This is a genomic window from Methylobacter sp., from assembly GCF_004322395.1.
Classification (GTDB): domain Bacteria; phylum Pseudomonadota; class Gammaproteobacteria; order Methylococcales; family Methylomonadaceae; genus Methylobacter_A.
Genome location: NZ_SCTW01000089.1, coordinates 1 through 23,971, shown reverse-complemented (window position 1 = coordinate 23,971; position 23,971 = coordinate 1). Strand labels below are relative to the sequence as shown.

Here is a 23,971-nt window from a genome sequence, read left to right as displayed (position 1 = left end):
GACGGCAAACCGTGGAACATCCGTTTGGTACTCTCAAAGCCTGGATGGGAGCCACTCATTTTTTGACCAAGAAATTACCCAATGTCAGTACGGAAATGAGTCTGCATGTGCTGGCCTATAACCTCAAAAGAGTGATGAATCTATTAGGAACCACAACCCTGATGGAAGCCATGGTGGCCTAACGGCCATTTGTTGTTCTTTTTACTTATTACTGATGGGCATCAGCGTGATTTAGGTCGAATTAAATCGATAAACCAGTAAACCTCCTTCAGAAACCTTAGCCGCTCAAAGCGGCGCCAGTTCATCAGAACTGCTCGATATCCGCTGGATATTTCAGCTGTTCGACGTTTTTACACGGCCTGGGTCGATTTTTGCCGGTCAATCACTCATCATTCTACTCATTGTCGGTAACGTGCTTTGGATAATCTCAAATTGTGAATTTGCGCCCAAAAGTTGCGGTACAACTGGTTGCTATCCATCATTATTCGGTTGGTTTAATAATCTTGGGGCAATAGCAAGGTGGTTACTGATCGATCCGCCTCGGTTATGACCCAAATTCTGATCGTGTCGGTGAGTTGATAGGATGAGAAAATCCTGAAACCCTGGTTTAACGCCACCTTGTTTTCAGCGAGGTCTTCATCCTCCAGGTCGCCCCAGTCTCCACACTGGTGGCGGCATAACAGACTGGCGGCTGAGACGCCCGCTTGTTGCAGTGCTTCGATAGCACCGGGTGTCGCCAAGGTCTGACCAAGATCAAACAGTGGTTTTTTTAAGTTTGGATGGGGCATGTGATTCTCCTGCGTAGTGGCACATCGGAAGGAAATAATGGTTTGATGAGGACGACACGCGAATAACGCTGAAACGGCGTTTGTAGTTTCCACACCGATTATCCAGATCGCCTTGCCGATTGGGTTGGTCTTTTACAAGCCCTGAATAGTCACGTCATAAACCTGCTGGCTGTAACCGGTGCAAAAATGCTGTTGCCAGAGGGTAAATGCCTCGCTTGCGTTCTCGATCGGGTAAAGCTTGCCTTTTTGTTGAAACTGCTGGTAGAAGAAATCAAAATCTAGCTCTTTAGCTAATTCGGCTGAAGTCCCCTGGCCGACATAAGCATAGTCTTTGACAGTCTTGATGCGTTGTTGGGCATCGATATGGATCTCCACCGGATGGAAGCCGCCGCCACTGTCTGCGCTATACGTAGGGTCCTGGAAAACAATGATAAAGCCTAGCCATGTATCGTCATCGTAGGCTTTTAGTTCCTGGTCGATGATGATTGTTAGCTGCTGGCTGACTGCGACCGGGTAGCCGCATTGTTGAATGGTCATAATGCGTCTCCCACGGCAAAGCACAGCGCGGGGACAAAAGCTTATTTGCCCAACTGGATTGACGTTAGTGTGTGAAATTGAATACATAGAGCGACCAATACATCAGCAGGCTGATGAGGGCCACTCTTGTGGTGAGAAGTTGGAACGCTGCCTATGTCGTTAGTGAAAATAGAGAACAGGAAATGGTGTCTTAAACCGTTAATAGGGCGATTTAAGATTAACAGGAGGACTAATACAGGGCAAAGATGCGTAGAGCTTGATCAGTTTGCTGATCCGGCACTGAGTTTACCCGACGAGTTTGGCAGTTTTAGCGGTATTTCGAGATACCTCATTATTGACCGCTAAAGTATATAGGACTGAAATAGTTTAAAAGCGGATCAAAGAGTAATAGTGACTAGGTGATCATCGAGCAACGCAGTTATCCAGCACGCGCTGATCAACAACTTCACCGAGCTTCGCTCCCGTAACGCCCCCGTAGCTGCTCTCACCAGAGCACCGAAAACTGCCCCTGCAACACTGCCGGCTGCCACTCGACAGGTCCTACTACAAAACCTACGACACCGCCGATTTCAGCCCCGGTTGCCGCACCAGAAGCGGCACCAGCCAAGCTACTGGCAACCCCGCCGACAGCTCCCTAATCACACCACCGATTTTTTTGCCATGATCCAACATGATGACCTGATGGGAACGGCAAATGGGACATTGAATACTCATGAAATATCTCCTTTATAAAAAACAAACGCGCAGCCGCCTTCCTCATTCAGTCAATGAAAGCTAAGAGGAACAGTAGCGGCAGAAAAAACCCGGCCCATCGCGTAAGCGATCGGCCTGGTAGGGGTGAGTTTTAGTGACTGAGGTAGCGCAGCACTGACGATAGTTTGAGTACCGTCAACTTAGGTATATAGCGCTGAAAATAGCTAAAAAGGGGATGGGCAAAAATAACACTAATGGTATGGGGAATGTATACACCTCAATTCATGATGCCCTTAGAGCTCTACAAACGGACGTTTACCACTCAGATCTTAGCTAAGAGAACAAAACCATGTACCAAGATAACAACGATAAATTTGCAAAATTAAGGGCTATTGCCTCCGGTCAAGCAACGGCATCCACAGCACCTGACGTTAGATTTTGGAACTTTGAAAGAGATGGCAACATCATGGGAACTATTACCGGCTTTAATAGCTTTACGCATCCCGTATATGGTGAACAGCACACCGTGATAGTCCGCCTAGCCGAATCTGGCGAGTTAGTTTCGGCTTTTTTAAGTGGCTGGTTACAGGAAGGGATGAACCGTAAACAAGCCGCAGTGGGTGATTTGATTCTGATTCAGTTTTTTGGAAAGCAAGCCGGTGAACGTTTTAATCGTTTTCATCTTGAGATTCAAAAAGATCAACCTGAAATGTTCTAACTGAAATAACAAAGCAACGTACCGGCTCTGGCTGGTACGTTGTGTTTGCCGTCTCATCAAAATGGTAGCTATTTTTGCGCTTTGCCCTTGGCACATAAACCAACAAGTACGCTTGTGCAGGGTGCGCGGGGCTTGGGGCAGAGTCCCAAGTATAAAAAAGGGATTCTTAGTCATTTTACCCGGATTATCACCGTTCCTAACAACAGTAATTCAGATAACTACCTCCAATTTACGCAACCGCTCATGCTAAGAAATGTAGAAATGTAGAAATGATCTATTGATTGATTTTACAGTAACCTATCGGCGTAAGTGTGTCGAAACTTGTAAAATAATTACAAGGCTCATTTCGAAAACAATCCCGATGTTTAGATCCGACACCTGGCGATTAAAAAGCTTATCTAGAATGGCCATCAGCATTTAGCGTAAGCAGGATCTGGGTTGTATAAACGACGATTGCATACACGGATGTTTGCTTCATCACTATTTATTCAAGGAAACATGGAGCACTCTATGTATATCATACAGCCTGGAAAATTTGCTGGTTTTTTTTAGAAAAAATCGTCAAAATTTACTAGTGGCCTTTGTTATCTTATTATTAAACTTGTCGATATAGTTAACTGAAAAACCGACACTATTAATGGTAAATCTTGAATGCTTTTTATAATATGTGACCAATTAATATAATAGATTTTAAAGTTGGGCAAACCTAAAAAATGTTACCTTTATCGTTACCTTTAGAAAATTTGATAAAATAATTACTTTTATTTCATATTGTTATCTATTAATTCAATACCGGCCCTCGTACCAAACATTGGTTCAGAGCCGTGCAAAGAACCCTGAAAACCCGCAAGTCATAAGGCTTCGCGGGTTTTTTATTGTCCAACGAAATGCGAAGAAATATAGTAATACTCGACAGTTTAAGTAGTAACATCTACAGTAACAAAAAAACAGTAATATAAAGTTACCGCATGGGAGTTCCGCGATGACTGATGAATTACTGGCAGATACAATCTTTCGCAATGCCAAGCCCGATGATAAAGACATACGGCTTAATGATGGCGGCGGGGTTATATATGCTCATCAAACCCAATAGCGCTAAATGGCGTGTTTCAATTACTTCATCAAAGATAGGCACCAGTAGGTGTCTAACCTGCTACCGGCTCAGCCGATGCCGGACGTAAAGCACAAGAAGCCTGCGTCAATGTTGCCAACGGCATCGACCTCAGCGCCACCAGAAAAGAAATAGAAGCGGATCAGCGGTTAACGGCTGAAAATGAAAAACAGATCTACCATAATTCCAAGCTTTGATCATCTAGCCCGTGATTGGCTGGTTTCAATCGATCATAAAGTTAGAAACACCATTCATCAAAAAAACCAAGCTTTCTGAATGGCGCTTATTCCCGACTATTGGTGGCATGTCTACCAGTGAAATCAAATCCCCGGATATTTTTAGCCTTATCAAGCCATCATAGCCAGAAATGAACTTGAAACAGCATAGAGATTATACAGTGAATTAAGCGCCGCGTTCAGCTATGCTATTGCTCATGGCTTTATTGGATTATGACCCGGCGCAAACAGTGGCTGCATAAATGATGAGTATTTACGCTATGTACTTCCCGCTTAAGTTGACCAACATAGCGTAACCTGATAAACGACATGGCTTGAAAAATAATATGAAAAAAAACCAGACGCCGGATATCCAAAAATTACAATCTTACGTACTCACCGAAAAGCTCGGCGAGAGCTTACAATCGCAAGTATATAAGGGCTATCACAAGAGCCAGCCTGAGCAGCTGCTGGTACTCAAGCTACTGAAATTGCTGTCCGGTTGGGATGAGCAATCCCGTCATTTACAGCAAAAAATCGAGCGGCTTAAGGTATTGCACGATCCGCGTGCCTGTACACCGATGGCTTTGGATTCGGATAACGGCATGCATTTTATCGTGCAGCCGTGGTTTGCCGGGCAGACATTGGCCGATTGGACCGCTCAGCATCCGACAATTCAGCTGACGGATTTTTTTGCCATTGCCTGCGCCTTGGCAGATACTTTGCAGGCAGTGCATGAGGCCGGCATCACCCATGGCGGAATCAAGCCGCACAACATTCTGGTGCAACCGGGCACACTCACCCTGCGCCTCACCGATTTCATCACGCCGCTGGACATTCGCGACGTCAGTCATTTCATCTACGACCCCGAGTTTGTGCGCTGTACGCTGGCCTATACCTCACCCGAGCAAACCGGGCGCATTAACTATCGGGTAGATTTTTCCACTGATCTGTATTCGATGGGCATCGTGTTTTACGAACTGCTCGCCGGCAAGCTGCCGTTTTTTTCCACCGATCCATTGGAGCTGATTCACTCGCACCTAGCTGAAGAAGTCACCAAAGTGCATGAGAGCAATGCAGAAGTTCCTCATCAACTCAGCAATATCATCGCCAAACTGGCCTTCAAGCAACCTGAAAAGCGTTATCAAAGTGCTGCCGGGCTGTTAGCCGACCTGATTCGCTGCCGCGACGATTATGCCGCGACCGGGGCAATTTCAGAGTTCCCAGTCGGCTTGCGTGACCGTACCAAGCGGATGATTTTTATTTCCAAAATGGTCGGTCGCTATTCCGAGTGCGAGCTGATCCAGCGTGAATACGATGAGGTCATGCGCGGCACATTCCGTTCCGTGTTCATCTCCGGACTCTCCGGCATCGGCAAGACACGATTGATTCAGGAACTGCAAAAACCGCTGGTACGCCATCGCGGTTATTTTACTTCGGGCAAGTTCGACCAGTACCAAAAGAATATTCCCTACAGTTCGTTGATCCAGGCGCTACGCAATTTGATGCGCACCTTTCTCACCGAAAGCGATGCGCAGGTAGCGCAATGGCAGACTAAAATTCTCGATGCCGTGGGTGGTTATGGCCGCGTGATTACTGATGTGGTGCCTGAACTTGAATTTATCATCAGTACGCAGCCGGAAGTGGGGCATTTGCCGCCGGTGGAAGCGCGCAATCGCTTTAATAATTTGTTCGGGCGCTTTCTCGCCTGCTTGGCTAACGAGGCGCATCCTTTGGTGCTGTTCATTGATGATTTGCAATGGTGCGATACTGCTACCTTCGACTTTTTGCAGAATATTTTCGCCAATCATAAAGAACATCCTTATTTGTTTTTCATGGGCGCCTACCGTCACAACGAGGTAGATACTGCTCATCCGCTGACCAAACTGATCCGCAGCATTCAGGATCGCACCAAAGCATTGCAGGAAATCCGGTTGGAGGCGCTTGGGGATGACGATTGTCACGAGATGGTAGCTTATATTCTGGACTCGTCGCTGGAGACGACCGCCAATCTGGCTCAGTTTATCGCGCGCCTGACCGAGGGTAATCCGCTGTTTGTCAGCGAGAGTTTGGCTTGGCTATATAACGAGAATCTGTTGCATACCAATGAGCAGCAGCATTGGCAATGGGATATTAACAAGATCCGCGATACGCCTATGCCTGCCACCGTGGTCGAGTTGTTCAGCTCGAAGGTACGCACGTTGCCGCCTGCCACCCTAAATATCCTCAACTATTGTGCTTGCATGGGTAACCGCTTCACAGCAACGGAAGTGGGGTTAGTGCTCAATATGGGATTGGAGCGGCTTTTCGAAAATTTAAAATCCGTACTGTCTCTGGGAATGCTGCTGGAAAACAAATCCGACTTGCAATTTGTGCATGACCGGGTGCAGGAAGCGGTGCTACGTCAAGTCGATGAAAAGGACCGCCCGGGTATCCACTGGCGCATCGGCAATCGCCTGTTGAGCATAATACCGGCAGACGCCGATCTGGAGGCACAGGAGAATTTATTCAGTATCGCTATGCATCTTCAACGTGGAAGGCCCGCAGACTTGGATCAAGTAATGATTTATCGTTTGGTCGATCTTAATTTCCATGCCGGAAACAAGGCGTTGGATGCATTGGCCAGCGATGCCGCCAACGACTTCTTCCTCACCGCGCACAATATGCTGCCGCCGGATTGTTGGGACAGCGCCTATGAAATGACCTTCCGTATCTATCAGCGCCTAGCCAAAACCGATTTGATGCGCGGTCATTACGAAGCTTCCGAATCGCTGCTCAATCAGCTCATCGAACATGCCGTCAGCGATTTTGACAAGGCCGAAGCACTGGCGGAACAGACTACCTCGCTCTCTTCTTTCGGCAACTTTAATAAAGCTATCGAAACCGCCAATCGAGGCCTGGCCTATTTCGGCAAATCCATCCCCGCAGACCACGAGCAAGCCCGGCAGCATACTAAAGTCCTGATGGCACAGATTGAAGCCCAGGATGATGTATGGAACACCATTCTGCACATGCCCTTTACCCAGGATCGCAAGAGCAAGATTGAACTCGCCTTTTATAGCGAGCTGATTCCAGACCTTTACATGTCCGGTCTGGTAGACCAACTCTACCTGTCCGCCGCGCAGTCCACCCAGCTTTGCTTGGCAGGCGGCATGGATGAATCGGTTATCTATTCTTTCTCCATCATGGGACTTAATCTCGGCGAACAGGAAAAATTCGAGCTTGCCTTTCGCTACGAAGACTTGGCTCACGACCTGTGCGCGAAGTATCCCAACACCTTCGGCGCTACGCGGGGCATGAACGGCATTGTCTGGTGCAATATGCATTCGCGCAGCCACCCTGCGGCCATCGCCGACTACTGTTTGAAAGGCATCCAGTGCGGCAAGAACTGTGGTGACCTGTACAATGCCGGTTTATCCTACGGCCCGCTGATGTGGAATTTGCAAGTTCAAGGCAAGGATTTACGCCTGATCGAAGAAACCGCCGAGGAATGCTTGAACTTTTCGCGCAAAAACCAGCTGTCTTTTTCGCTCGCATTGGCAGAGGCCGTGCTAGCAGGCTGGGTGGCGCCGATGAAGACGGATTATCAGCCGGTAGCGATGGACGAAACACTTAAACGCTGGGCGGCTGATAATTATGTCGCCGCGTCCGGCAGCTATTTTGTGCTTCTCGGCATCAGTCAGCATTATCTGGGCGATTACTCGATGGCTGCGACTTCGCTGGCGGCTGTCGAACATTATTTGCATGGCCTGACCGACAATGTGCTTAAGCGCTTGTGGTTTGTATTCCGCATTCTTAATCAATTTCGCTTACTTGATGATGATTCGGTATGGGCGGATATCGAACCGGAAATCACGCCGCTACTACAAAGCATAGAAACTTGGGCGCAGCTCGGCCCGTTACTGCGGCCTTATCTGGCTTTTATTCATGCGGAAATTGCCCGCATCAAAGGCGAATCCCGTGAAGCACGCAACCTGTACCTGGACGCCATTGCCGAAGCACAGACGCAGGAATACGATTTACTTGCCGGGCACCTGTTCGAAAGCTTGGGCGACTTGCTGACAAAGACAGCGCTGGGCGATCCCGCAATCTACTATGCCGAAGCGTTAAGGCTTTATCGTGCCTGCTGTGCCGACGGCAAAGCCGCCAAGCTAGAGAAACATAACGACTTTGCCCCAACGGACAAAGCGCAATACAACTTGGAAACCGAAACTGAGATGATGGAGCTGTCTACTCTGCCTAATCTCGATATTAACTATCTGATGAAATCAGCACTGGCGTTATCGGCCGAAATCGACTTGGCGCAACTGCTGCAAAAAATCATGAATGTGGAGCTGGAAAGTTCCGGCGCACAACACGGCTATCTGTTGATCAAAGAACAGGACGAACTGGTCGTCGTGGCGGAACACCATGTCGGCAAAAAACAAGCCATCAACATTCAGCACTACAGCCTGACTAAAGCAGTCGGCGTTTGCCAAGCCATTGTCAATTACGTGTATCGCACCCACGAAAAAGTGGTTCTGCGCGATGCCAGCACGGAAGGCGACTTTCAAAATGCACCAGAAGTGCAGATGCTGGGCTTGCGCTCGGTACTGTGTCTCCCTGTACTCAAGCAAGCCGAGCTGATTGGCGTGCTCTACCTGGAAAACCGGTTGTCGGAGGGAATCTTCACTGCGGAAAAGAGTGTCATGACCGAGCTGCTGACTTCGCACGCCGCCATTTCATTGGAAAATGCCCGTCTACTGAATCAATCGCATCATGCCTATATGAAGCTGCAAGAAAATCAGGAGCACATGATGCAAATGGAAAAACTGTCCGCCCTGGGCACGTTGGTGGGTGGTGTCGCGCATGAGATCAACAATCCGTTAATGGGGGTGATGAACTTTGTCGAGTTTGCCGAGAACAAAGTGACCGATCCTAAAACCCGTGAGGTGCTTCGTAGAGCGATGCATGAGATTGAACGCATCAAGACTATCGTACGTAACATGTTGATTTATGTTCGAACTAAATCTAATTCTACAGGCACTTGCCAAATCAGCCTCACGATTAACCAGACTTTATCGTTGTTGGAAGGGGAGTTTAAAAAATCTAATATCCTGATACAAATTGAATTGCCGCCCAACCTGCCGTTGATTATGTGCGGCGCTGACAGCCTGCAACAGATACTGATTAATCTACTGCTCAATGCCAGAGATGCCTTAGCGGGCTGCGACCAGCCTTGTATCGATATTACCGCGCATCAGCATGGCGGGATGGTGGAACTGAGCGTATGCGACAATGGTTCTGGCATTCCCGATGCTATCCTCAGCCGGATATTCGACCCATTCTTTACTACCAAATCGCCGGGAAAGGGGACCGGGCTGGGTTTGTCGGTGTCTCACCGTTTAATCGAGGAAGCCGGAGGAAATATAATGGCGTATAATAAAAAAACAAATGGTTGTTGTATGAAACTACAATTTAAGGCAGCGGATTAATTTACTATGGCGAAAGAATTGATGATAAACAATATACTGGTTATTGACGACGATCCAGCTGTCCGTGGCGCATTCAGTCTAATCTTAAGTGAGGTCGGCTATTTCGTGCGTGAGGCGGAGAATGGCTTGCAAGGTATCGAAATGGCGCAGGCCGAACGCCCCGATCTGATTTTTCTCGATCTCAGAATGCCGGGCATTGATGGAGTCGAAACGTTGCGCCGCCTTAAGACGATAGATGACACAATGAATATTTACATCGTGACAGCTTTTGCCAATGAATATATGGATCAGCTCAAGGTTGCCCACGAAGAAGGGTTGAACTTCCAACTAGCCAGTAAGCCGCTGTCGTCCAAACAGATCAGGCACGTTGCCAGTTCAATCAGCCGATCCAGGGAAGTAAACAAGGAAGGCGACAAACTGCTGCTAACGTTGTATATCGTTTCTCTCAATACCGAATTCAGAATGCTGGTCGAGCAACTCAGTACCGTACTGGCCGCCACCTATAAACCGGGATACTGGAGGCTGGATGTGGTGGAGGTACTGGAGATGCCCGAAAAAGCGCTATCGCAAAATATATTCGCCACACCGATGCTGGTGCGCGACCTGCCGACGCCGGTGTTGAAGTTACTGGGCAACCTGTCCAAAATGCCGGAAGTAATAGCTTCCATTACCTCCCAACACAGCAATGGATCAGATACCGTTATTATGTAGTTTCTGTGGATTAAGCCACGTGTATGCTCATCATCTATCGGTTTTATAAAAGGGCGAATTTAGCGGGTAACTATAACTCATTGATTCTATATTAGATAAAATTCATTTTATCTTTTGATAAACAGATAAGTTGATGAGCTGTGTGAATTAGACTGCTTTTTTGATAACCCAACTTTCTAGGCTTCGATGTGTAGAATTGACAACAATACTCTCTGGGGTACAAGAGCCGTTAACCCTGTGGCACATTTTAATCCTAACCTACACACGGGCTAAACAAGTGACCGAAGCCTTAACTAACCTCGATCTGATTCTTGAAACTATTACCGATGGCATATTGGTGGTGGATGAACTGGGTTTTGTTCTATACACCAACCAGAGTGCCGAACGCATTTTTGATCGGGATTCAATGAGGGGAACAAAGCTTGCCATTCCCGTCAGTCCAAGCAATGCTCCCCAGGAAATTAACCTGATTCGCCGCAACGGCAGCTTAGGCTGGGCAGAATTACGTTCTACACCTATTAAATGGGAAAATCGGCAAGCCTATGTTATTGGCGTGCGTGACATTACCGAACGCAAGCTGAGTGATGACCGTCTGCTTCAAGCATCTGCGGTTTTTGAAAGCACTCGTGAGGGTGTGATGATGACCGATGCGAATCAACGCGTCATAAGAATAAACCGTGCATTTACCGACATTACTAATTATACGGAAGACGAAATTATCGGTCAAATGCCAACTATGCTGCGTTCCGGCCGGCATGGCGCGAAATTCTACATTGAAATGTGGAAAAGTATTTCGGCAACCGGCCATTGGCAGGGCGAAATCTGGAACCGGCGTAAAAACGGCGAAGTGTATCCTGAACTGCTCAGTATCAGCGCGGTCGTCAATAACTCAGGCGATGTGACCAATTATGTCGGGGTATTTGCCGACATTTCCAAACTCAAGGCCACCGAGTTACAGCTTGACTTTCTTGCCCATCACGACCCGCTCACCCGTCTACCTAATCGTTTATTGCTGATCTCACGGATTGAACACGCTATCAAAGTCGCATTGCGCGAAAGAAAAATGCTGGCGCTATTGATGATCGATCTGGACCGTTTCAAAGAAGTGAATGACAGCTTTGGCCATTTGGCCGGTGATGAACTATTACAACAGGTAGCCAAGCAGCTTAACTCCCGCCTGCGTGGTATTGACACGTTGTGCCGTCTGGGCGGCGACGAATTTACTGTATTACTGGAGGACGTTGCACAATCGGAAGACGCGGCGCGGGTGGCCAATGACATCATCACGGCGTTAAGCGAGCCTTGGCTATTGTCCAACGGTAAGGAAGTGCGTATCGGCGCTAGTATCGGTATCAGTTTGTTTCCTGAGCACGGCGCAACTCCGGTAGAATTGTTACAACAGGCCGATACGGCTCTTTATCAGGCTAAGGCCGGAGGGCGAGCCCGCTACAAATATTTCTCGGAAGATCTCACCCGTTCCGCACGCGCACGTATGGATCTTGAAGTGCGTTTGCGCCGTGCTATTGATAAAGGCGAGCTGCGGGTGTTTTATCAACCGCAAGTGAATGTGGTCACCGGCCGTATTGCCGGTGCCGAAGCGTTGATTCGCTGGCAAGATCCCGAGGAAGGGCTGATTCCGCCGCTTCGCTTTATCTCGGTCGCTGAAGAAACGGGGTTAATTACACCTATCGGCAACTGGATTCTGAAAGAAACTTGTCTTCAAGGTAAGCGCTGGATCGATGCAGGTCTACAGCCACTGACAATGGCCGTGAATGTTTCGCCACATCAGTTTCTGCATAGCAATATAGAAGAAATTGTGGCCAAAACTTTGGACGAAACCGGCTTCCCTGCCAATCGTCTGGAGCTGGAGTTAACTGAGAGTGCCTTAATGCAGCGCGAAAATGAAGCCATCCAAGTTCTTAATAGCTTACATGCGCTGGGTGTGCGTCTCGCCATTGATGATTTTGGCACCGGCTATTCATCCTTAGCTTACCTCAAGTTGTTTCCACTGGATGTGCTGAAAATCGACAAAAGCTTTATCGATGACATCCCTCATCATCGGGACGACATGGAGATCGCCGCTACCATCGTTGCTATGGCGCATACCTTACGTCTCAAAGTACTGGCCGAAGGCGTGGAAACTAAAGAACAGCTCGCCTTCTTGCAAGCTCACGGCTGTGATCTATACCAGGGCTATTTGACCAGCCCGCCAGTACCGGCAAAAGAATTTGAGAAATTACTGTTGACTCAGACTTTTTTATAGATTGTAGACTTTCGCGGTAGCAATCTGCCAATCGACATAACGCCTTTAACAGTTGATATGGTTGCAAATTTATTATGCAGCGCTATACCTGCACTTATTGGGAGTGTAGCAGGGCAGGGGCGATAAAAGCTTGTTTACGTGATGAATAAATTCATGCGATTATTTATAAACATTGGCTTTCTTTTTCTTGTGGCACACAAGACATTCAATACAGTAACCTATCAGTTTAAGATCATGGAAGCCTTAATAATGCAGCTTAATTTGGTCATTTCCTTAAAAAAACTATTCGTTTTATTCGTTATATTTTCTACAGCGTCATTATTGTCTTGTGCCGAGTTTAAAGAGGCGGGAAGAACAATAGGCCATACGGCACGCAATGTTACTAGGGAAATTGGGCATGGCACTAGGGATGCCGCCAGAGAAATCGGTCATGGTACGAGACGCGTAGTCAACAGCATTGGACAAGAAACTGAAGACGTAGCCAAGCCTTTACCGGACGATGAACAATAATTTCTCTCAAGACGTGTTTTAAAAGTTATCAAGGATGTTCTTGCCCGCCTCATAGCCTTTTTCGAGCGTTCAATTAATTTAGGGGGATTTTATAAAACACGTTATTAGGGCCAGAGTCCGATAAAGTGCCTGTTAATATTGCGCAATACGGAAATAATGTTACTTTGTCCTAAGAATTTCTTTTTGAATCGCGACTACCCTAAGTTGAAACAGGTTAATGCTATTCAGACAATACTTTTGCTGATAGAATTCCGGCGGCCTTTAATAACTATAATTTAGCCTGACCAGTAGGTAACTCTCATGACCGAAAATATTTCCGAAACACTCGATATTATCAATCAAGGAGCCGAACGCGCCAAAGCAGCAGCAAATCTTTGCGAAGACTCCTCCTACTCTGCAGAACGATCTCAGAGAATAGCTGACGAACAAGCACAAGCTGCATCCCAACATGCCAGTCAAGCTGCCCAGCACGCCCAAAATGCCGAATCAGCAAGCCAGCAGGCGAATAGGTATGCTGAATCGGCTTTACATGCGGCTAATGAAAGCGAGACTTTTGCACGTACGGCACGTGATTATACCGAGCAAGCACAACGATATGTTGAAAATGCTGACAGCGCGGCTCGGGATGCTCAAAGCAGCGCCGAGATAGCAGGACGGGCAGCCAGTCAGGCACGTGATGAAGTTGAGCAGGCTGATCGATCTTCCAGTCAGGCTCAAGCATCCGCTAATTCAGCCGATCGGGCGGCAGGGCAATCTCAGGAATATGCTGAAAACGCCAGCAGCGCAGCTCGTTTAGCCGATCGGGCGGCAGGACAATCTCAGGAATATGCTGAAAATGCCGGCAGCGCAGCTCGAGATGCTCAAGACAGCACCCAAGTGGCAGCTCAGGCAGCCAGGCAAGCGCGTGATGAAGCTTACGAAGCAGCACAATCTTCCAGTCAGGCTCAAGCATCCGCTAATTCAGCTGATCGGGCGGCGGGGCAATCTCAGGAACATGCCCAGGCATCGGCCAGCTATGCCGATCAAGCTAATACTTATGCTCAACAGGCGAGCAGACATGCGCAAGATGCTCGCGCAGATGCTGATGCAACGGGGCAATCCGCTACACAAGCCAGAGACCATGCAAATAACGCGGCGTACTATGCTCAAGATGGCCAACGCTCAGCTGAATCGGCACAAAGTTATGCCAGTCAGGCTGGCGATGCATTAAATAGTGCGCAGTCATCCCTTAGTGGTATTGAGCAAGCATCAAGCCAGGCACGCGCATCTGTGGATGATGCTCAGCGCTTTGCCCAACAGTCTCTGGATCATGCAGCTCAAGCGTCTCAGCTTACCGGACGAGCGGCAAATCATTCTCAAGAAATTGAACAATATCATAGTGATGCTCAAGCCTCTTTTGAACGGTTACAGGAGCTTTATAGTCAAGCTGAACAGCTAGTGTCCCAATTGCAACAGGCGCTTTCTGAAGCTCAAAATGCCAAGCAGTTGGCCGAAAAGGCATATCAAGATACGCAAAAACTGCGAGACAACGCTCAACAGGCTTCAGGTCGCGCCAAGGTTCATGCCGTCGGTGCCGAGGAAGCAGAAGCCAATGCTAACCGAGCTGCCAAAGAAACGGAAAATTCGATGTACGATGCGAAAGCAGTATTGTCGCGCGCCTTCTCTGCGACTAAGTGGTAGATCCGTCTAGATAGTACAAGTGTTTGTTTAGTTAACGGTGCTTAATAAAGGGAAGCGTTCCCTTAAATTGAACGTGACTACAAATTCCTACCCGTCAACTTAGTATCTAAAGCTGTGAGGTGGATTTGCTTTAAGCGAATCCACCGGAACAGATTATTGAACCTGATCCATGCAGAGCTTCATTCGAAGCAACGCATAGGATCGGATCTTTCAGCATGTTTGAGATGTTAGACCTGATCTTAGTAATTTGGCGCTAAATATCAACATGCTAAAACTATAAAATCCCATAAAAACAGCAAGTTGAGATTATGCTTAAACATTTTATCATTATCGCTATCTTTGGATTTTTACAAAACGGAGCCAGCAGAATTGAAACTCGCCTTAAATAACCCATCGTAAGATGAAGCCAGATGTTGATCGATGCGCGGAGTATGAGAAATTCAAGAAGATTGACGCTGCCTTTCGAGCGGGTGACTTAATCGCGTTGCGAGCTGCGGTCGACGATCCGATCTACGTACCGAACGGGCCAATGCCGCTAACGATCGGGACATGCCTCGAATATGCGATTTACCATAGCCCATTGCCGTTTATCCGTCTATTGTTAGAGATCGGCGCTGATCCCAATCCTATAGATCATGGCGGGTTTCCACCCTTGATTGCAGCATTGTCTTGCAGCCAGCCTCAGCCTGGATCGCCTCGAAGGCCGGACGTGCTGGAGATTTTGAAGTTGCTGCTTATCTACAAGGTCGATCCTAATCAACGCGGTATCAATGATTACACGCCGTTACACATGGCTGTCAGCGAATACAATTTACCGGCTCTGGAGCTTCTATTGCAATTTGGGGCGGATCCGCGCCTTCGGACGCGAATCGACGATTGTGAAACGCCTCGAGAAATGGCGGAGGAGGCAGGCCTTTACGAATTTTCAAAACTTTTGGCCGAGCAGGAGGCTCGATTGGCAAAGTGAGAGTACCTGTTTTGTGATTTGCCTAACCGCGCTATACATAGCGAATTATCCAGCTTTTCTCAACCGCCCATACGACCAATACGCCGCGCAAGCCCCTTCCGATGACACCATACAAGATCCCATCGGATTCTCCGGCGTACAAACCGTACCCAACAATTTACAATCCTGCGGTTTTTTCGCGCCACGTAGAATGGACGGACATTCGCAGCCTTTGATATCGGATGCCTGAATGGCGGGCATATTAAAGCGTTGCTCGGCATCGAAGTCTGCATAACCGGCTTTAAGTTTTAACGCACTGTCGGGAATTAAGCCTAAGCCGCGCCATTCGAATTGCGGCCGCAACTCGAACACTTCCTTTACCAGCTCTTGCGCTTTCAGGTTGCCTTGCCGGGTGACGGCACGGCTGTATTCGTTTTCGACCTCGTGGCGGCCTTCGTTGAGCTGGCGTATCAGCATCAGCGACGACTGCATCACGTCCAACGGTTCGAAACCGGCGATGACTATCGGTTTGACATAGCGTTCGGTAAATATTTCATAGGGCTGACTGCCGATAACCGTGCTGACGTGGGAAGGGCCGAGAAAAGCATCGATGGAAACCGGTTGCGGCGCATCCAGTATTGCCTGCATTGCGGCAGGGGTCAGTACATGATTGCAGAATACCGAAAAATTAGTCAGCCGTTCGGCCTGCGCTTGCTTGATGGCGACGGCGGTAGGTGGCGTGGTAGTTTCAAAACCGATCGCGAAAAACACGACCTGTTTTTCAGGATTTTCCCTGGCGATTTTCAATGCGTCTTGCGTTGAATAAATCATCCTAATATCAGAGCCGCTCGCCTTGGCTTTCAGCAAGCTGTTACGGCCGGTGGCCGGAACGCGCATTAAGTCGGCATAGGTGCAGAGAATCACGTCCTTGCGTTCGGCCAGTTGTATCGCATTATCAATACGGCCTGTCGGCAATACGCAAACCGGACAACCCGGACCATGGATAAATTCGACATTGTCCGGCATTAAATCCTGAACGCCGTACCGGAAAATGGCATGGGTATGGCCGCCGCAAAATTCCATTAACCGGTAATGGCGATTGGGATCGACGGTTTTTGCAATTCCCTTAGCCAATTGCTGGGCGAGGTCTTGCTGTCTGAATTCGCTGATGTATTTCATACGTTTGACATTAATCCGGCTTCGGCAAACAAAGCCAAGGTTTTTAAAGCTTCGTCCTCGTCGATTTTATTCAGCGCATAACCGACATGCACCAGAACGTAATCGCCAAGCGCGACATCATCGACCAGAGCCAGCGATACTTCAACTTTGACATTATCGACCGATGCGGTCGCCATGTTGCTGTCAGGATCAATGGCGACGATTTTGGCGGGGAGGGCTAGACACATAGTTTTGGTTTTGATTAAGGTTTTTGAGGATGAGCCGGCCTGTTTAATTGCTTGCGTAACCATGTTGGATTACGTCTTAAATCAAGTACGGCAATAACAATAATGGCGGTTTCAGAAACATCGTAATAAATCGCAAAAGGGAATCTTTTAGCCAGCATACGGTAAAGTCCGAATTGTCTGCTGTGGATGCCTGCATATAATCTAAGCGACTCAATGTCGGCAATAATACTGTCAAAAAAATAATCGCCTATCCCTTCCTGATTGTCGTCATAAAATAGCTTTCCTTGCCGCAAATCAAAAGCCACTTGTTCTAAGACAACCAGCTCTTTCGCTGTCATCGGTTAATGTTTTTTAATTCTTGTAAGGAAATCAAAGTCGCTTGTTTTGAATTGAGCTGCTCCAATCTGTCGTTAAGTATGTCCCGATGCCATAACGGAGATTCAATCTGCTCATGTTCATGATAAAGACTATCCCAAATTTCTTCCATCAGCATAATCCGTTCGGAAACCGGCAGGGATTTTATTTCTGTAATCGTCATTGGCTTACCTTTTGGTTGTAGGGGAGCACTGTGCGTACCGTTTTACTAAGCATAAGCAATACGCTGCAATTCCAATTCGGCTTTCAGCCAGCGCAGCCAGCTGTCCATGCCTTCGCCGGTTTTGGCCGACAACGGCAATATCTTGATACGCGGATTGACTTGTTTTGCATATTGTATGCATTGCTCACTGTCGAAATCCAGATACGGCAACAGGTCGGTCTTATTCAAAATCATTAAGTCGGCGGCATGGAACATGTCGGGGTATTTAATCGGCTTGTCCTCGCCTTCGGTGACTGACAGAATCACCACCTTATGCGCTTCACCCAGATCGAATGCCGACGGGCAAACCAGGTTGCCGACGTTTTCGATGAATAACAGGCTATGATTTTTCGGCTGGAGCGTTTCCAGCGCGTGGCCGACGCGGTGCGCATCCAGATGACAGCCTTTGCCGGTATTGATTTGCAATGCAGGTACGCCGGTAGCGCGTATGCGTTCGGCGTCGCGGGCGGTTTGTTGGTCGCCTTCGATGACCGCGATGTCGAGATCGTCTTTCAGCCGGGCGATGGTTTCGGTCAACAGCGTGGTTTTGCCGGAACCGGGGCTGGACACCAGATTCAACACCAGCATGCCGTGCTCGCCAAAATAGCGGCGGTTTTCGGCGGCATAGCGATTATTCTTGGCCAGAATATCCTGCTCGATTTGCACCATCCGCTTTTGGCTCAAGCCCGGCGCATGAGAGTGCGCTGCATCGTGGTCATGATGATGGTCATGGTCATGGTCGTGGTGATCATGCGTATGTTCGTGGTCATGATCGTGCGAGTGGCCCTCGCCGCAGCCGCATACGCCGCACATTATTCTACCTCCAGTTCTTTGATACGCATTTGATCTCCGCTGTTGACCTGTAATTGATGGCTGCCGCAGTGCGGGCATAGATCGTATAACTGCTGTACAACCACATTGCGGCTGCATTGCATGCACCAGGCTTGGCCCGGTACTTCGATGATTTCAAGCTGGGCATGCTCGGCCAGGGAACCTTGTACGACAACGTCGAAACTGAAACGTAACGCGTCAAGCTCGACATTGGATAACGCACCGATTTCCAGCCAAACCGTTTTAACTTTGCTGTATTGCTGGGTTTTTGCTTGCTGTTCCAATACTTGCAAGATGCTTTCGCATAACGACATTTCATGCATGGGATTCTGTCTTTTTACCACGGTCTGTTAAGTGTAACGCGTATTGCAGGCAAGGGTCTACCGCGTTGATCAACAATTCCGCTTGCCGTTGCGGAACGATTGGGTTTTCGGCTTGGCGGATTCAACTCCGAAGTACATTCCAGCTCATGCAGCCACAATGCCGGAATGTGCGGTTCGGTCTCTATCGCGTAGGCGATTTTAGAAGCGAAAGCGGGGAAAGTCCTAATGAGGCAGCGGTCAGGTTAAAACTGCTGCGCGTGATGCCTTTTCTGCGCATGACATCATCGGAAGGTGGAACTCCTGGCGCGCTGGTTACATAAAGAATGCACGGTTTACAGGCGATTTTGAGCGTTCTTCAAAAACAAAACACATAGCCTTACCAGAGGACAGTCGACGCTGCTCCGCATAGCTGGAGTAATATCTATACCGGATTAGCGTCGATCAAGAAACCTTTGTAATTGCGAGAGAAATAATTACAAAAGGAGGTGGGGGAAATCAACTAATGTTTGTTATGCAGCAAATGCAACAAAAAGAAGGGGCTATTGTAGGAAAGCTTACATTAGCGATTTAACTTGTTATTTGTTAAGAATCCGGCATTGCGGCCAGACGGGTCTCCAGTTCGGCGCTGACCAAAGAATCGTAATGGCGCTGCAAGACAGAATCGGTAGGACGCGGAAAAAGAGCGGATTCGATTTCATTTTGCAGATGCGTGAGAAAACTCTGCTTAGGTGCCGAATCTTGGGGAATTCTTAGTTCTGAATTCGAGCCGGAATCAATGTAGGCGTCGCATTGTTGGGGAGATTTGGGGGAAGACAGCACGCTGCAACCCGATGGTAAAAAAGCGCAAACTGCAATTAAAAGCATGACTAGGAACAATAGAGTAACTTCGAACATATCAATACCTCGCTATTAATGAAAAAACATCAAGTACACGCATTAAATGGATACCGGTACTCTCGATCTTTCTAATTAGCAAATAAAATGCCACTCTATATTCATGGCTAATAGACTGATTATTAATACAATTTAGACTTTTAAGATGTGTCGCTTGCCACTTTTTGGAGCAATTTGTCGGAAATTCATCAAAATCCGCACCATAATTGCTCATCCAAAACGAGCTTGAAACTTTTCAAAACCCTGCTTCGTTTAATGCATGGCTAAAAAACTACAAGATAGATCCCGAAAAGAGCCGGCCAAGATGATTTGGATGATTTATTTTTTCGCGGCATGATGCCGTTTGGGCTTAGATGAGTAAGTGATGCGTGCATCAGGATATACAGAGTTGCTGAAACACAGTTGTTCCTTTTTCGAATCAGTTTAAGCAAGGCTTCGATCAGGTTTTGCGACATAGCGGCGTTAGCGCTTTCTTGTAGCACATCAAGCTTCCACAGGCTTCAACTGCGGTTTGCAGGTTAAATGGTGCAAATCGCTATGCTTTTGTTATGATGCAAAGAGTCCGTGGAGACGTCGCCTAATGCGCCTACTTTTGGTGCGGTGCGGCGTCGCTACCTTAAGCAGCATTACTCAATATTATTTGAAGGAGTTGTTATGGTTAGTCTTATCCTCAATCCACCCCCAAACGGCAGCGCTATCACCATGCAAAACGGCAAGCTTGCCGTGCCGGATAACCCTATTATTCCTTTTATTGAAGGCGACGGGACCGGGCCGGATATTTGGCGTGCCACGGTTCGTGTTTTGGATGCCGCTGTTGCAAGTGCTTATTCCGGGCAAAAGAAAATTCACTGGATGGAAGTGTATGCAGGAGAAAAAGCCTATCGATTGCTAAATACCTGGCTTCCCGATGAGACCGTCGAGGCTTGCAAGAATTATTTGGTGTCTATTAAAGGCCCGTTAACTACACCGGTAGGCGGAGGTATTAGCTCTTTGAACGTGGCTTTGCGCCAATTGCTGGATATGTATGTGTGTTTACGGCCGGTAAGATGGTTTCAGGGCGTACCTTCGCCGGTAAAAAATCCCGGAGCCGTCGATATGGTCATTTTCAGGGAAAACACCGAGGACATTTACGCCGGTATCGAGTTTGAACAAGGTAGCGAGGAGGTAAAGATTTTCCTGAACCTGCTAAAAGAGAATTTCCCAAAGCAATACGCCAAAATCCGCTTTCCGGAATCTTCCGGTATTGGGATAAAGCCCGTGTCGCAGGAAGGCACAGAGCGTTTAGTCCGTTCGGCTATCGAGTATGCGATTACCAATAAGCGCAAATCTCTGACGATTGTCCATAAAGGTAATATCATGAAATATACCGAAGGAGCGTTTCGAAAATGGGCTTATAACCTGGCGGAGCGCGAATATCCCGATCATGTTTTTACTTGGGGACATTGGGAAAAAACCCGTGCCGAGTTTGGCGAAGCAGCAGCAAATAAGTTGCAGGCCGATATGCTGGCAAAGGGGCGCATTTTAATTAAAGATGCCATAGCGGATATTACTTTGCAGCAAGTCCTGACTCGTCCCGACGATTTCGATGTGATCGCGACCTTGAATTTGAACGGCGACTATTTATCCGACGCGTTGGCCGCGCAAGTCGGTGGAATCGGCATTGCTCCCGGCGGCAATATCAACTATCAATCCGGCACCGCTGTATTTGAGGCCACGCATGGCACAGCGCCCAAGTACGCTGACCTGGATAAAGTCAATCCGGGCTCGTTGATATTGTCCGGTGAAATGATGCTGCGCTATATGGGCTGGACAGAAGCTGCCGATGCGCTTATTAACGCGATGGATGCCGCCATCTCCAGCAAACGGGTGACCTATGATTTTGCCCGGCTGATGGACGGGGCGACAGAAGTTAAATGCAGCGAATTTGCCGATGTGTTGATTGAGAGTCTAAAGTAGGGGCAGCGTTACGGTATGACCGCCAAAACAACCGTTGGCTGAGCGTAGTCGAAGCCGACGGTTATCCAAACGTAAGGGTGTAAAAACTGCTAGGCCGACCTAAGTAAGCTTTTCAAGCCGGACATCTGCGCCTTTCTAAAAATATGGATGCTGGTATCGCATCAAAAAGGCTTAACCACCGCCAGGATTACGATACCAACCAGAAACAAAACCGGCACTTCATTCATCCACCGGTAAAAAACATGGCTACGTTGGTTGCGGTCATGTTTAAAATCAAGCAGCCACAGATAACAGAAATAGTGATAAACCAGCGTCAGCGCCAGCAGCGCCAGTTTTGCATGCAGCCAACCGGCATGAGCATAAACCCCCCAGTCGTAAGCAACCAACATCCAGATGCCGAATAGCAAGGTCGCTATCATGCCCGGCGTCATAATGCCGAAGAACAGTTTGCGCTCCATCACTTTAAAGCGTTCATTGCTGATTTCATCACTGCTCATCGCGTGATAAACATACAGACGCGGCAGGTAAAACAGACCGGCAAACCAAGTGACCATAAAAATTAGGTGTAACGCTTTTAACCAGTGCATGGGCTAGCCTTTTAATAGTGATTCGATATTTGTTTTCATTTTTGCCAAGTCAAAAAGACCGATTTCTTTTTTAACAACTGAACCATCGGGAGCAATCAAAAATGTGCTGGGCGTAAACATAATGCCGCCGAAAGCCTCGGCGTGTTCCGATTTTAAATCCAGCGCTACATTGTAGGGCAGCTGCTTGGCTTGAGTCATATCAACGACGTGATTCGGCGGGTCGTAATACATCGCAACGGCAATCATTTCAAGGCCTGAGGTATGATACTGGGTATACAGATCGATTAAATCAGGGATTTCTTCGATACAAGCGGGGCAGTCAGTTGCCCAGAAAGTGACGATAACCGGTTTGCCGCGCAAATCCTTTAGCGCGATTTTATTGCCGGTGATGGTGGTAAAAGTTACGTCCGGCGCCGAGGTGATGGTTTTGCTACAGCCTATTAAAATGAGTAGCAACAGTAAAAAACCGAAATGCCGGTATTTTGTTTTCATGGGATTTGGTGGCTTAAATGTTTGGGAATGACAACAAAATAACATAGCCAATTTAAAAAATCATAACAACCCCAGTTTGAAGTCTTTAAGTGTATGATTCGGAGCAGCTTTATTAAGAAAGCGATTTGTTCAGAGCTTCCATAGAGTGGCTTATTTTTCTATTTCATCATAGTGGGTTATTCAATATGCTCTTTGATGAATTTCAAGATAATATTTTTTATTTATCTATCTAATTTATTGAATATAATTGGATAATGATAATAAGTTAAAGATATATAAAATAGCCATTACAGAAAAATATTACCATGTCTGCATTTAATCACTATGATTTGACGATACTTAACCCCGCATTTGATTCTCCGTTGGTTGACGTTTTGACGGAGTTAGAACACTTGCGCCGATTACACCTAAGCGGGACAACACCTCCGCAGGTGTTTTTCCAGCTTAAATCTATATTCCATATGTTGGAAAGCTTGGGTTCCGCTCGTATAGAGGGTAATCACACTACCTTGGCCGATTATGTGGAAAGTAAACTGGAAGGCACTCAACAAGCATCCTTAGATCAATTGCGTGAAATGGAAAACATTGAAGTTGCTATGACTTACATTGAGGATAGTATTAAACCCGGCGACGGGCTGACAGAGCATTTTATCCGTGAATTGCACGCTATGGCAGGAAAGAACTGGAAAGGGAAGGCGATGCTACACCTGGGGCATATCGGCTGAAGTCTGTGCAAATTGCACAATCTGAACACTTGCCGCCTGAATTTGTCCAAGTCCCAGCTTATATGCAAAATTTGGTAGAGTTTATCAATGAAAATCATCCACCAAAATATGACCTCATTAAGGTGGCTTTGGCACACCATCGTTTTGGCTGGATACATCCATTTGGTAACGGTAATGGCCGTGTAGTACGGTTGCTAACTTACACTTTGTTGATTAAGTTTGGCTTTAACGTTAAAACTGGCGGCAGAGTACTGAATCCAACGGCGGTGTTTTGCAATGATCGGGATCAGTATTACTCCATGCTGGCGCAAGCCGATAAGGGAACGCCGGAAGGTTTAGAGCTATGGTGTCTTTATGTTTTGCAAGGCATTTTGGATGAATTGCGTAAAGTCGATCGACTGACTGATTTTGGCTCAGACTGTGTCAAAACGTAAAGCTACCGATTATGGTGGAGATAATCAATCAATTATCGATTGAATCTTACTAAGAAGTGGTGGTATTCATCATAGGTTTACTAAGTTATCAAGGATAAGT

Annotated in this window: 23 protein-coding genes; 11 read left to right on the top strand and 12 right to left on the bottom strand. The window is 47.5% G+C overall.

Features of this window, described 5'->3' with window-relative positions; all coding sequences use genetic code 11:
* Nucleotides 1–182 (top strand): transposase (locus tag EPO18_RS12365; protein ID WP_292433683.1); only part of this gene is annotated, 182 nt, incomplete at its 5' end.
* Nucleotides 183–494: 312 nt separating this feature from the next.
* Here the strand turns inward: EPO18_RS12365 and EPO18_RS12360 are convergent.
* From EPO18_RS12360 to EPO18_RS12350, 3 genes are all read right to left on the bottom strand, one after another.
* Nucleotides 495–788 (bottom strand): hypothetical protein, encoded by a 294-nt coding sequence (locus EPO18_RS12360; RefSeq protein WP_292433682.1) that lies wholly within the window; start codon nucleotides 786–788, stop codon nucleotides 495–497.
* Nucleotides 789–920: 132 nt separating this feature from the next.
* Nucleotides 921–1,325, bottom strand: coding sequence for a DUF2787 family protein (locus tag EPO18_RS12355; RefSeq protein ID WP_292433681.1), 405 nt, complete (start codon nucleotides 1,323–1,325; stop codon nucleotides 921–923).
* A 552-nt stretch (nucleotides 1,326–1,877) separates the two neighbouring features.
* Nucleotides 1,878–2,039, bottom strand: coding sequence for a hypothetical protein (locus EPO18_RS12350; RefSeq protein WP_292433680.1), 162 nt, complete (start codon nucleotides 2,037–2,039; stop codon nucleotides 1,878–1,880).
* Between the two features lie 328 nt (nucleotides 2,040–2,367).
* Here EPO18_RS12350 and EPO18_RS12345 point away from each other — a divergent pair, with 328 nt between their 5' ends.
* The 7 genes from EPO18_RS12345 to EPO18_RS12315 all read left to right on the top strand — a co-directional run bounded on the left by EPO18_RS12345 (nucleotide 2,368) and on the right by EPO18_RS12315 (nucleotide 15,667).
* The gene (locus EPO18_RS12345; RefSeq protein WP_292433679.1) at nucleotides 2,368–2,736 is read left to right on the top strand and encodes a hypothetical protein; all 369 of its coding nucleotides are present in this window, start codon (nucleotides 2,368–2,370) and stop codon (nucleotides 2,734–2,736) included.
* Between the two features lie 1,673 nt (nucleotides 2,737–4,409).
* Entirely contained in the window at nucleotides 4,410–9,536 is a 5,127-nt protein-coding gene (locus tag EPO18_RS12340; RefSeq protein WP_292433678.1) for an ATP-binding sensor histidine kinase, read from the top strand.
* Nucleotides 9,537–9,557: 21 nt separating this feature from the next.
* Nucleotides 9,558–10,247, top strand: coding sequence for a response regulator (locus EPO18_RS12335; RefSeq protein ID WP_292433677.1), 690 nt, complete (start codon nucleotides 9,558–9,560; stop codon nucleotides 10,245–10,247).
* A 277-nt stretch (nucleotides 10,248–10,524) separates the two neighbouring features.
* Nucleotides 10,525–12,510 carry a sensor domain-containing protein gene (locus EPO18_RS12330; protein ID WP_292433676.1) on the top strand — a complete coding sequence of 662 codons (1,986 nt, stop codon included), beginning with the start codon at nucleotides 10,525–10,527 and terminating at the stop codon, nucleotides 12,508–12,510.
* A gap of 234 nt (nucleotides 12,511–12,744) precedes the next feature.
* A complete protein-coding gene (locus EPO18_RS12325; protein ID WP_292433675.1) occupies nucleotides 12,745–13,020 on the top strand; it encodes a hypothetical protein in 276 nt (91 codons plus the stop codon).
* A 300-nt stretch (nucleotides 13,021–13,320) separates the two neighbouring features.
* A complete protein-coding gene (locus tag EPO18_RS12320) occupies nucleotides 13,321–14,700 on the top strand; it encodes a coiled-coil domain-containing protein (protein ID WP_292433674.1) in 1,380 nt (459 codons plus the stop codon).
* A 400-nt stretch (nucleotides 14,701–15,100) separates the two neighbouring features.
* Nucleotides 15,101–15,667, top strand: coding sequence for an ankyrin repeat domain-containing protein (locus EPO18_RS12315; protein ID WP_292433673.1), 567 nt, complete (start codon nucleotides 15,101–15,103; stop codon nucleotides 15,665–15,667).
* 45 nt (nucleotides 15,668–15,712) lie between these two features.
* Here EPO18_RS12315 and hypD read toward each other — a convergent pair whose 3' ends face one another.
* The 7 genes from hypD to EPO18_RS12280 form a co-directional block, all read right to left on the bottom strand.
* Entirely contained in the window at nucleotides 15,713–16,825 is a 1,113-nt protein-coding gene (gene hypD / locus EPO18_RS12310) for a hydrogenase formation protein HypD (protein WP_292433672.1), read from the bottom strand.
* Nucleotides 16,822–17,052 (bottom strand): HypC/HybG/HupF family hydrogenase formation chaperone, encoded by a 231-nt coding sequence (locus EPO18_RS12305; RefSeq protein WP_292433671.1) that lies wholly within the window; start codon nucleotides 17,050–17,052, stop codon nucleotides 16,822–16,824. Before EPO18_RS12305 ends, hypD begins: the two co-directional genes overlap by 4 nt.
* A 14-nt stretch (nucleotides 17,053–17,066) precedes the next feature.
* The gene (locus tag EPO18_RS12300) at nucleotides 17,067–17,390 is read right to left on the bottom strand and encodes a type II toxin-antitoxin system RelE/ParE family toxin (protein ID WP_292433670.1); all 324 of its coding nucleotides are present in this window, start codon (nucleotides 17,388–17,390) and stop codon (nucleotides 17,067–17,069) included.
* Nucleotides 17,387–17,590, bottom strand: a complete 204-nt coding sequence (locus EPO18_RS12295; RefSeq protein ID WP_292433669.1) for an addiction module protein — start codon at nucleotides 17,588–17,590, stop codon at nucleotides 17,387–17,389. The genes EPO18_RS12300 and EPO18_RS12295 overlap by 4 nt, the downstream gene beginning before the upstream one ends.
* 45 nt (nucleotides 17,591–17,635) lie before the next feature.
* Nucleotides 17,636–18,442, bottom strand: a complete 807-nt coding sequence (hypB, locus tag EPO18_RS12290; RefSeq protein ID WP_292433668.1) for a hydrogenase nickel incorporation protein HypB — start codon at nucleotides 18,440–18,442, stop codon at nucleotides 17,636–17,638.
* Entirely contained in the window at nucleotides 18,442–18,783 is a 342-nt protein-coding gene (gene hypA, locus EPO18_RS12285; protein ID WP_292433667.1) for a hydrogenase maturation nickel metallochaperone HypA, read from the bottom strand. The genes hypB and hypA overlap by 1 nt, the downstream gene beginning before the upstream one ends.
* Nucleotides 18,784–19,365: 582 nt before the next feature.
* Nucleotides 19,366–19,677, bottom strand: a complete 312-nt coding sequence (locus EPO18_RS12280) for a hypothetical protein (RefSeq protein ID WP_292433666.1) — start codon at nucleotides 19,675–19,677, stop codon at nucleotides 19,366–19,368.
* 654 nt (nucleotides 19,678–20,331) lie between these two features.
* Here EPO18_RS12280 and icd point away from each other — a divergent pair.
* Nucleotides 20,332–21,633 (top strand): NADP-dependent isocitrate dehydrogenase, encoded by a 1,302-nt coding sequence (icd, locus tag EPO18_RS12275; protein WP_292433665.1) that lies wholly within the window; start codon nucleotides 20,332–20,334, stop codon nucleotides 21,631–21,633.
* A 161-nt stretch (nucleotides 21,634–21,794) separates the two neighbouring features.
* On the opposite strand, the gene hemJ is transcribed toward icd, so the two are convergent.
* Together hemJ and EPO18_RS12265 are read right to left on the bottom strand one after the other, a co-directional pair.
* Nucleotides 21,795–22,220, bottom strand: coding sequence for a protoporphyrinogen oxidase HemJ (gene hemJ, locus EPO18_RS12270; protein ID WP_292433664.1), 426 nt, complete (start codon nucleotides 22,218–22,220; stop codon nucleotides 21,795–21,797).
* Nucleotides 22,221–22,223: 3 nt separating this feature from the next.
* Nucleotides 22,224–22,712 carry a peroxiredoxin family protein gene (locus tag EPO18_RS12265; protein ID WP_292433663.1) on the bottom strand — a complete coding sequence of 163 codons (489 nt, stop codon included), beginning with the start codon at nucleotides 22,710–22,712 and terminating at the stop codon, nucleotides 22,224–22,226.
* Nucleotides 22,713–23,017: 305 nt separating this feature from the next.
* On the opposite strand from EPO18_RS12265, the gene EPO18_RS12260 reads away from it, so the two are divergent.
* Complete coding sequence (locus EPO18_RS12260; protein ID WP_292433662.1) at nucleotides 23,018–23,437, top strand: Fic family protein; 420 nt, start codon at nucleotides 23,018–23,020, stop codon at nucleotides 23,435–23,437.
* A gap of 5 nt (nucleotides 23,438–23,442) precedes the next feature.
* Nucleotides 23,443–23,871 (top strand): Fic family protein, encoded by a 429-nt coding sequence (locus EPO18_RS12255; RefSeq protein ID WP_292433661.1) that lies wholly within the window; start codon nucleotides 23,443–23,445, stop codon nucleotides 23,869–23,871.
* Nucleotides 23,872–23,971 lie beyond the last annotated feature (100 nt).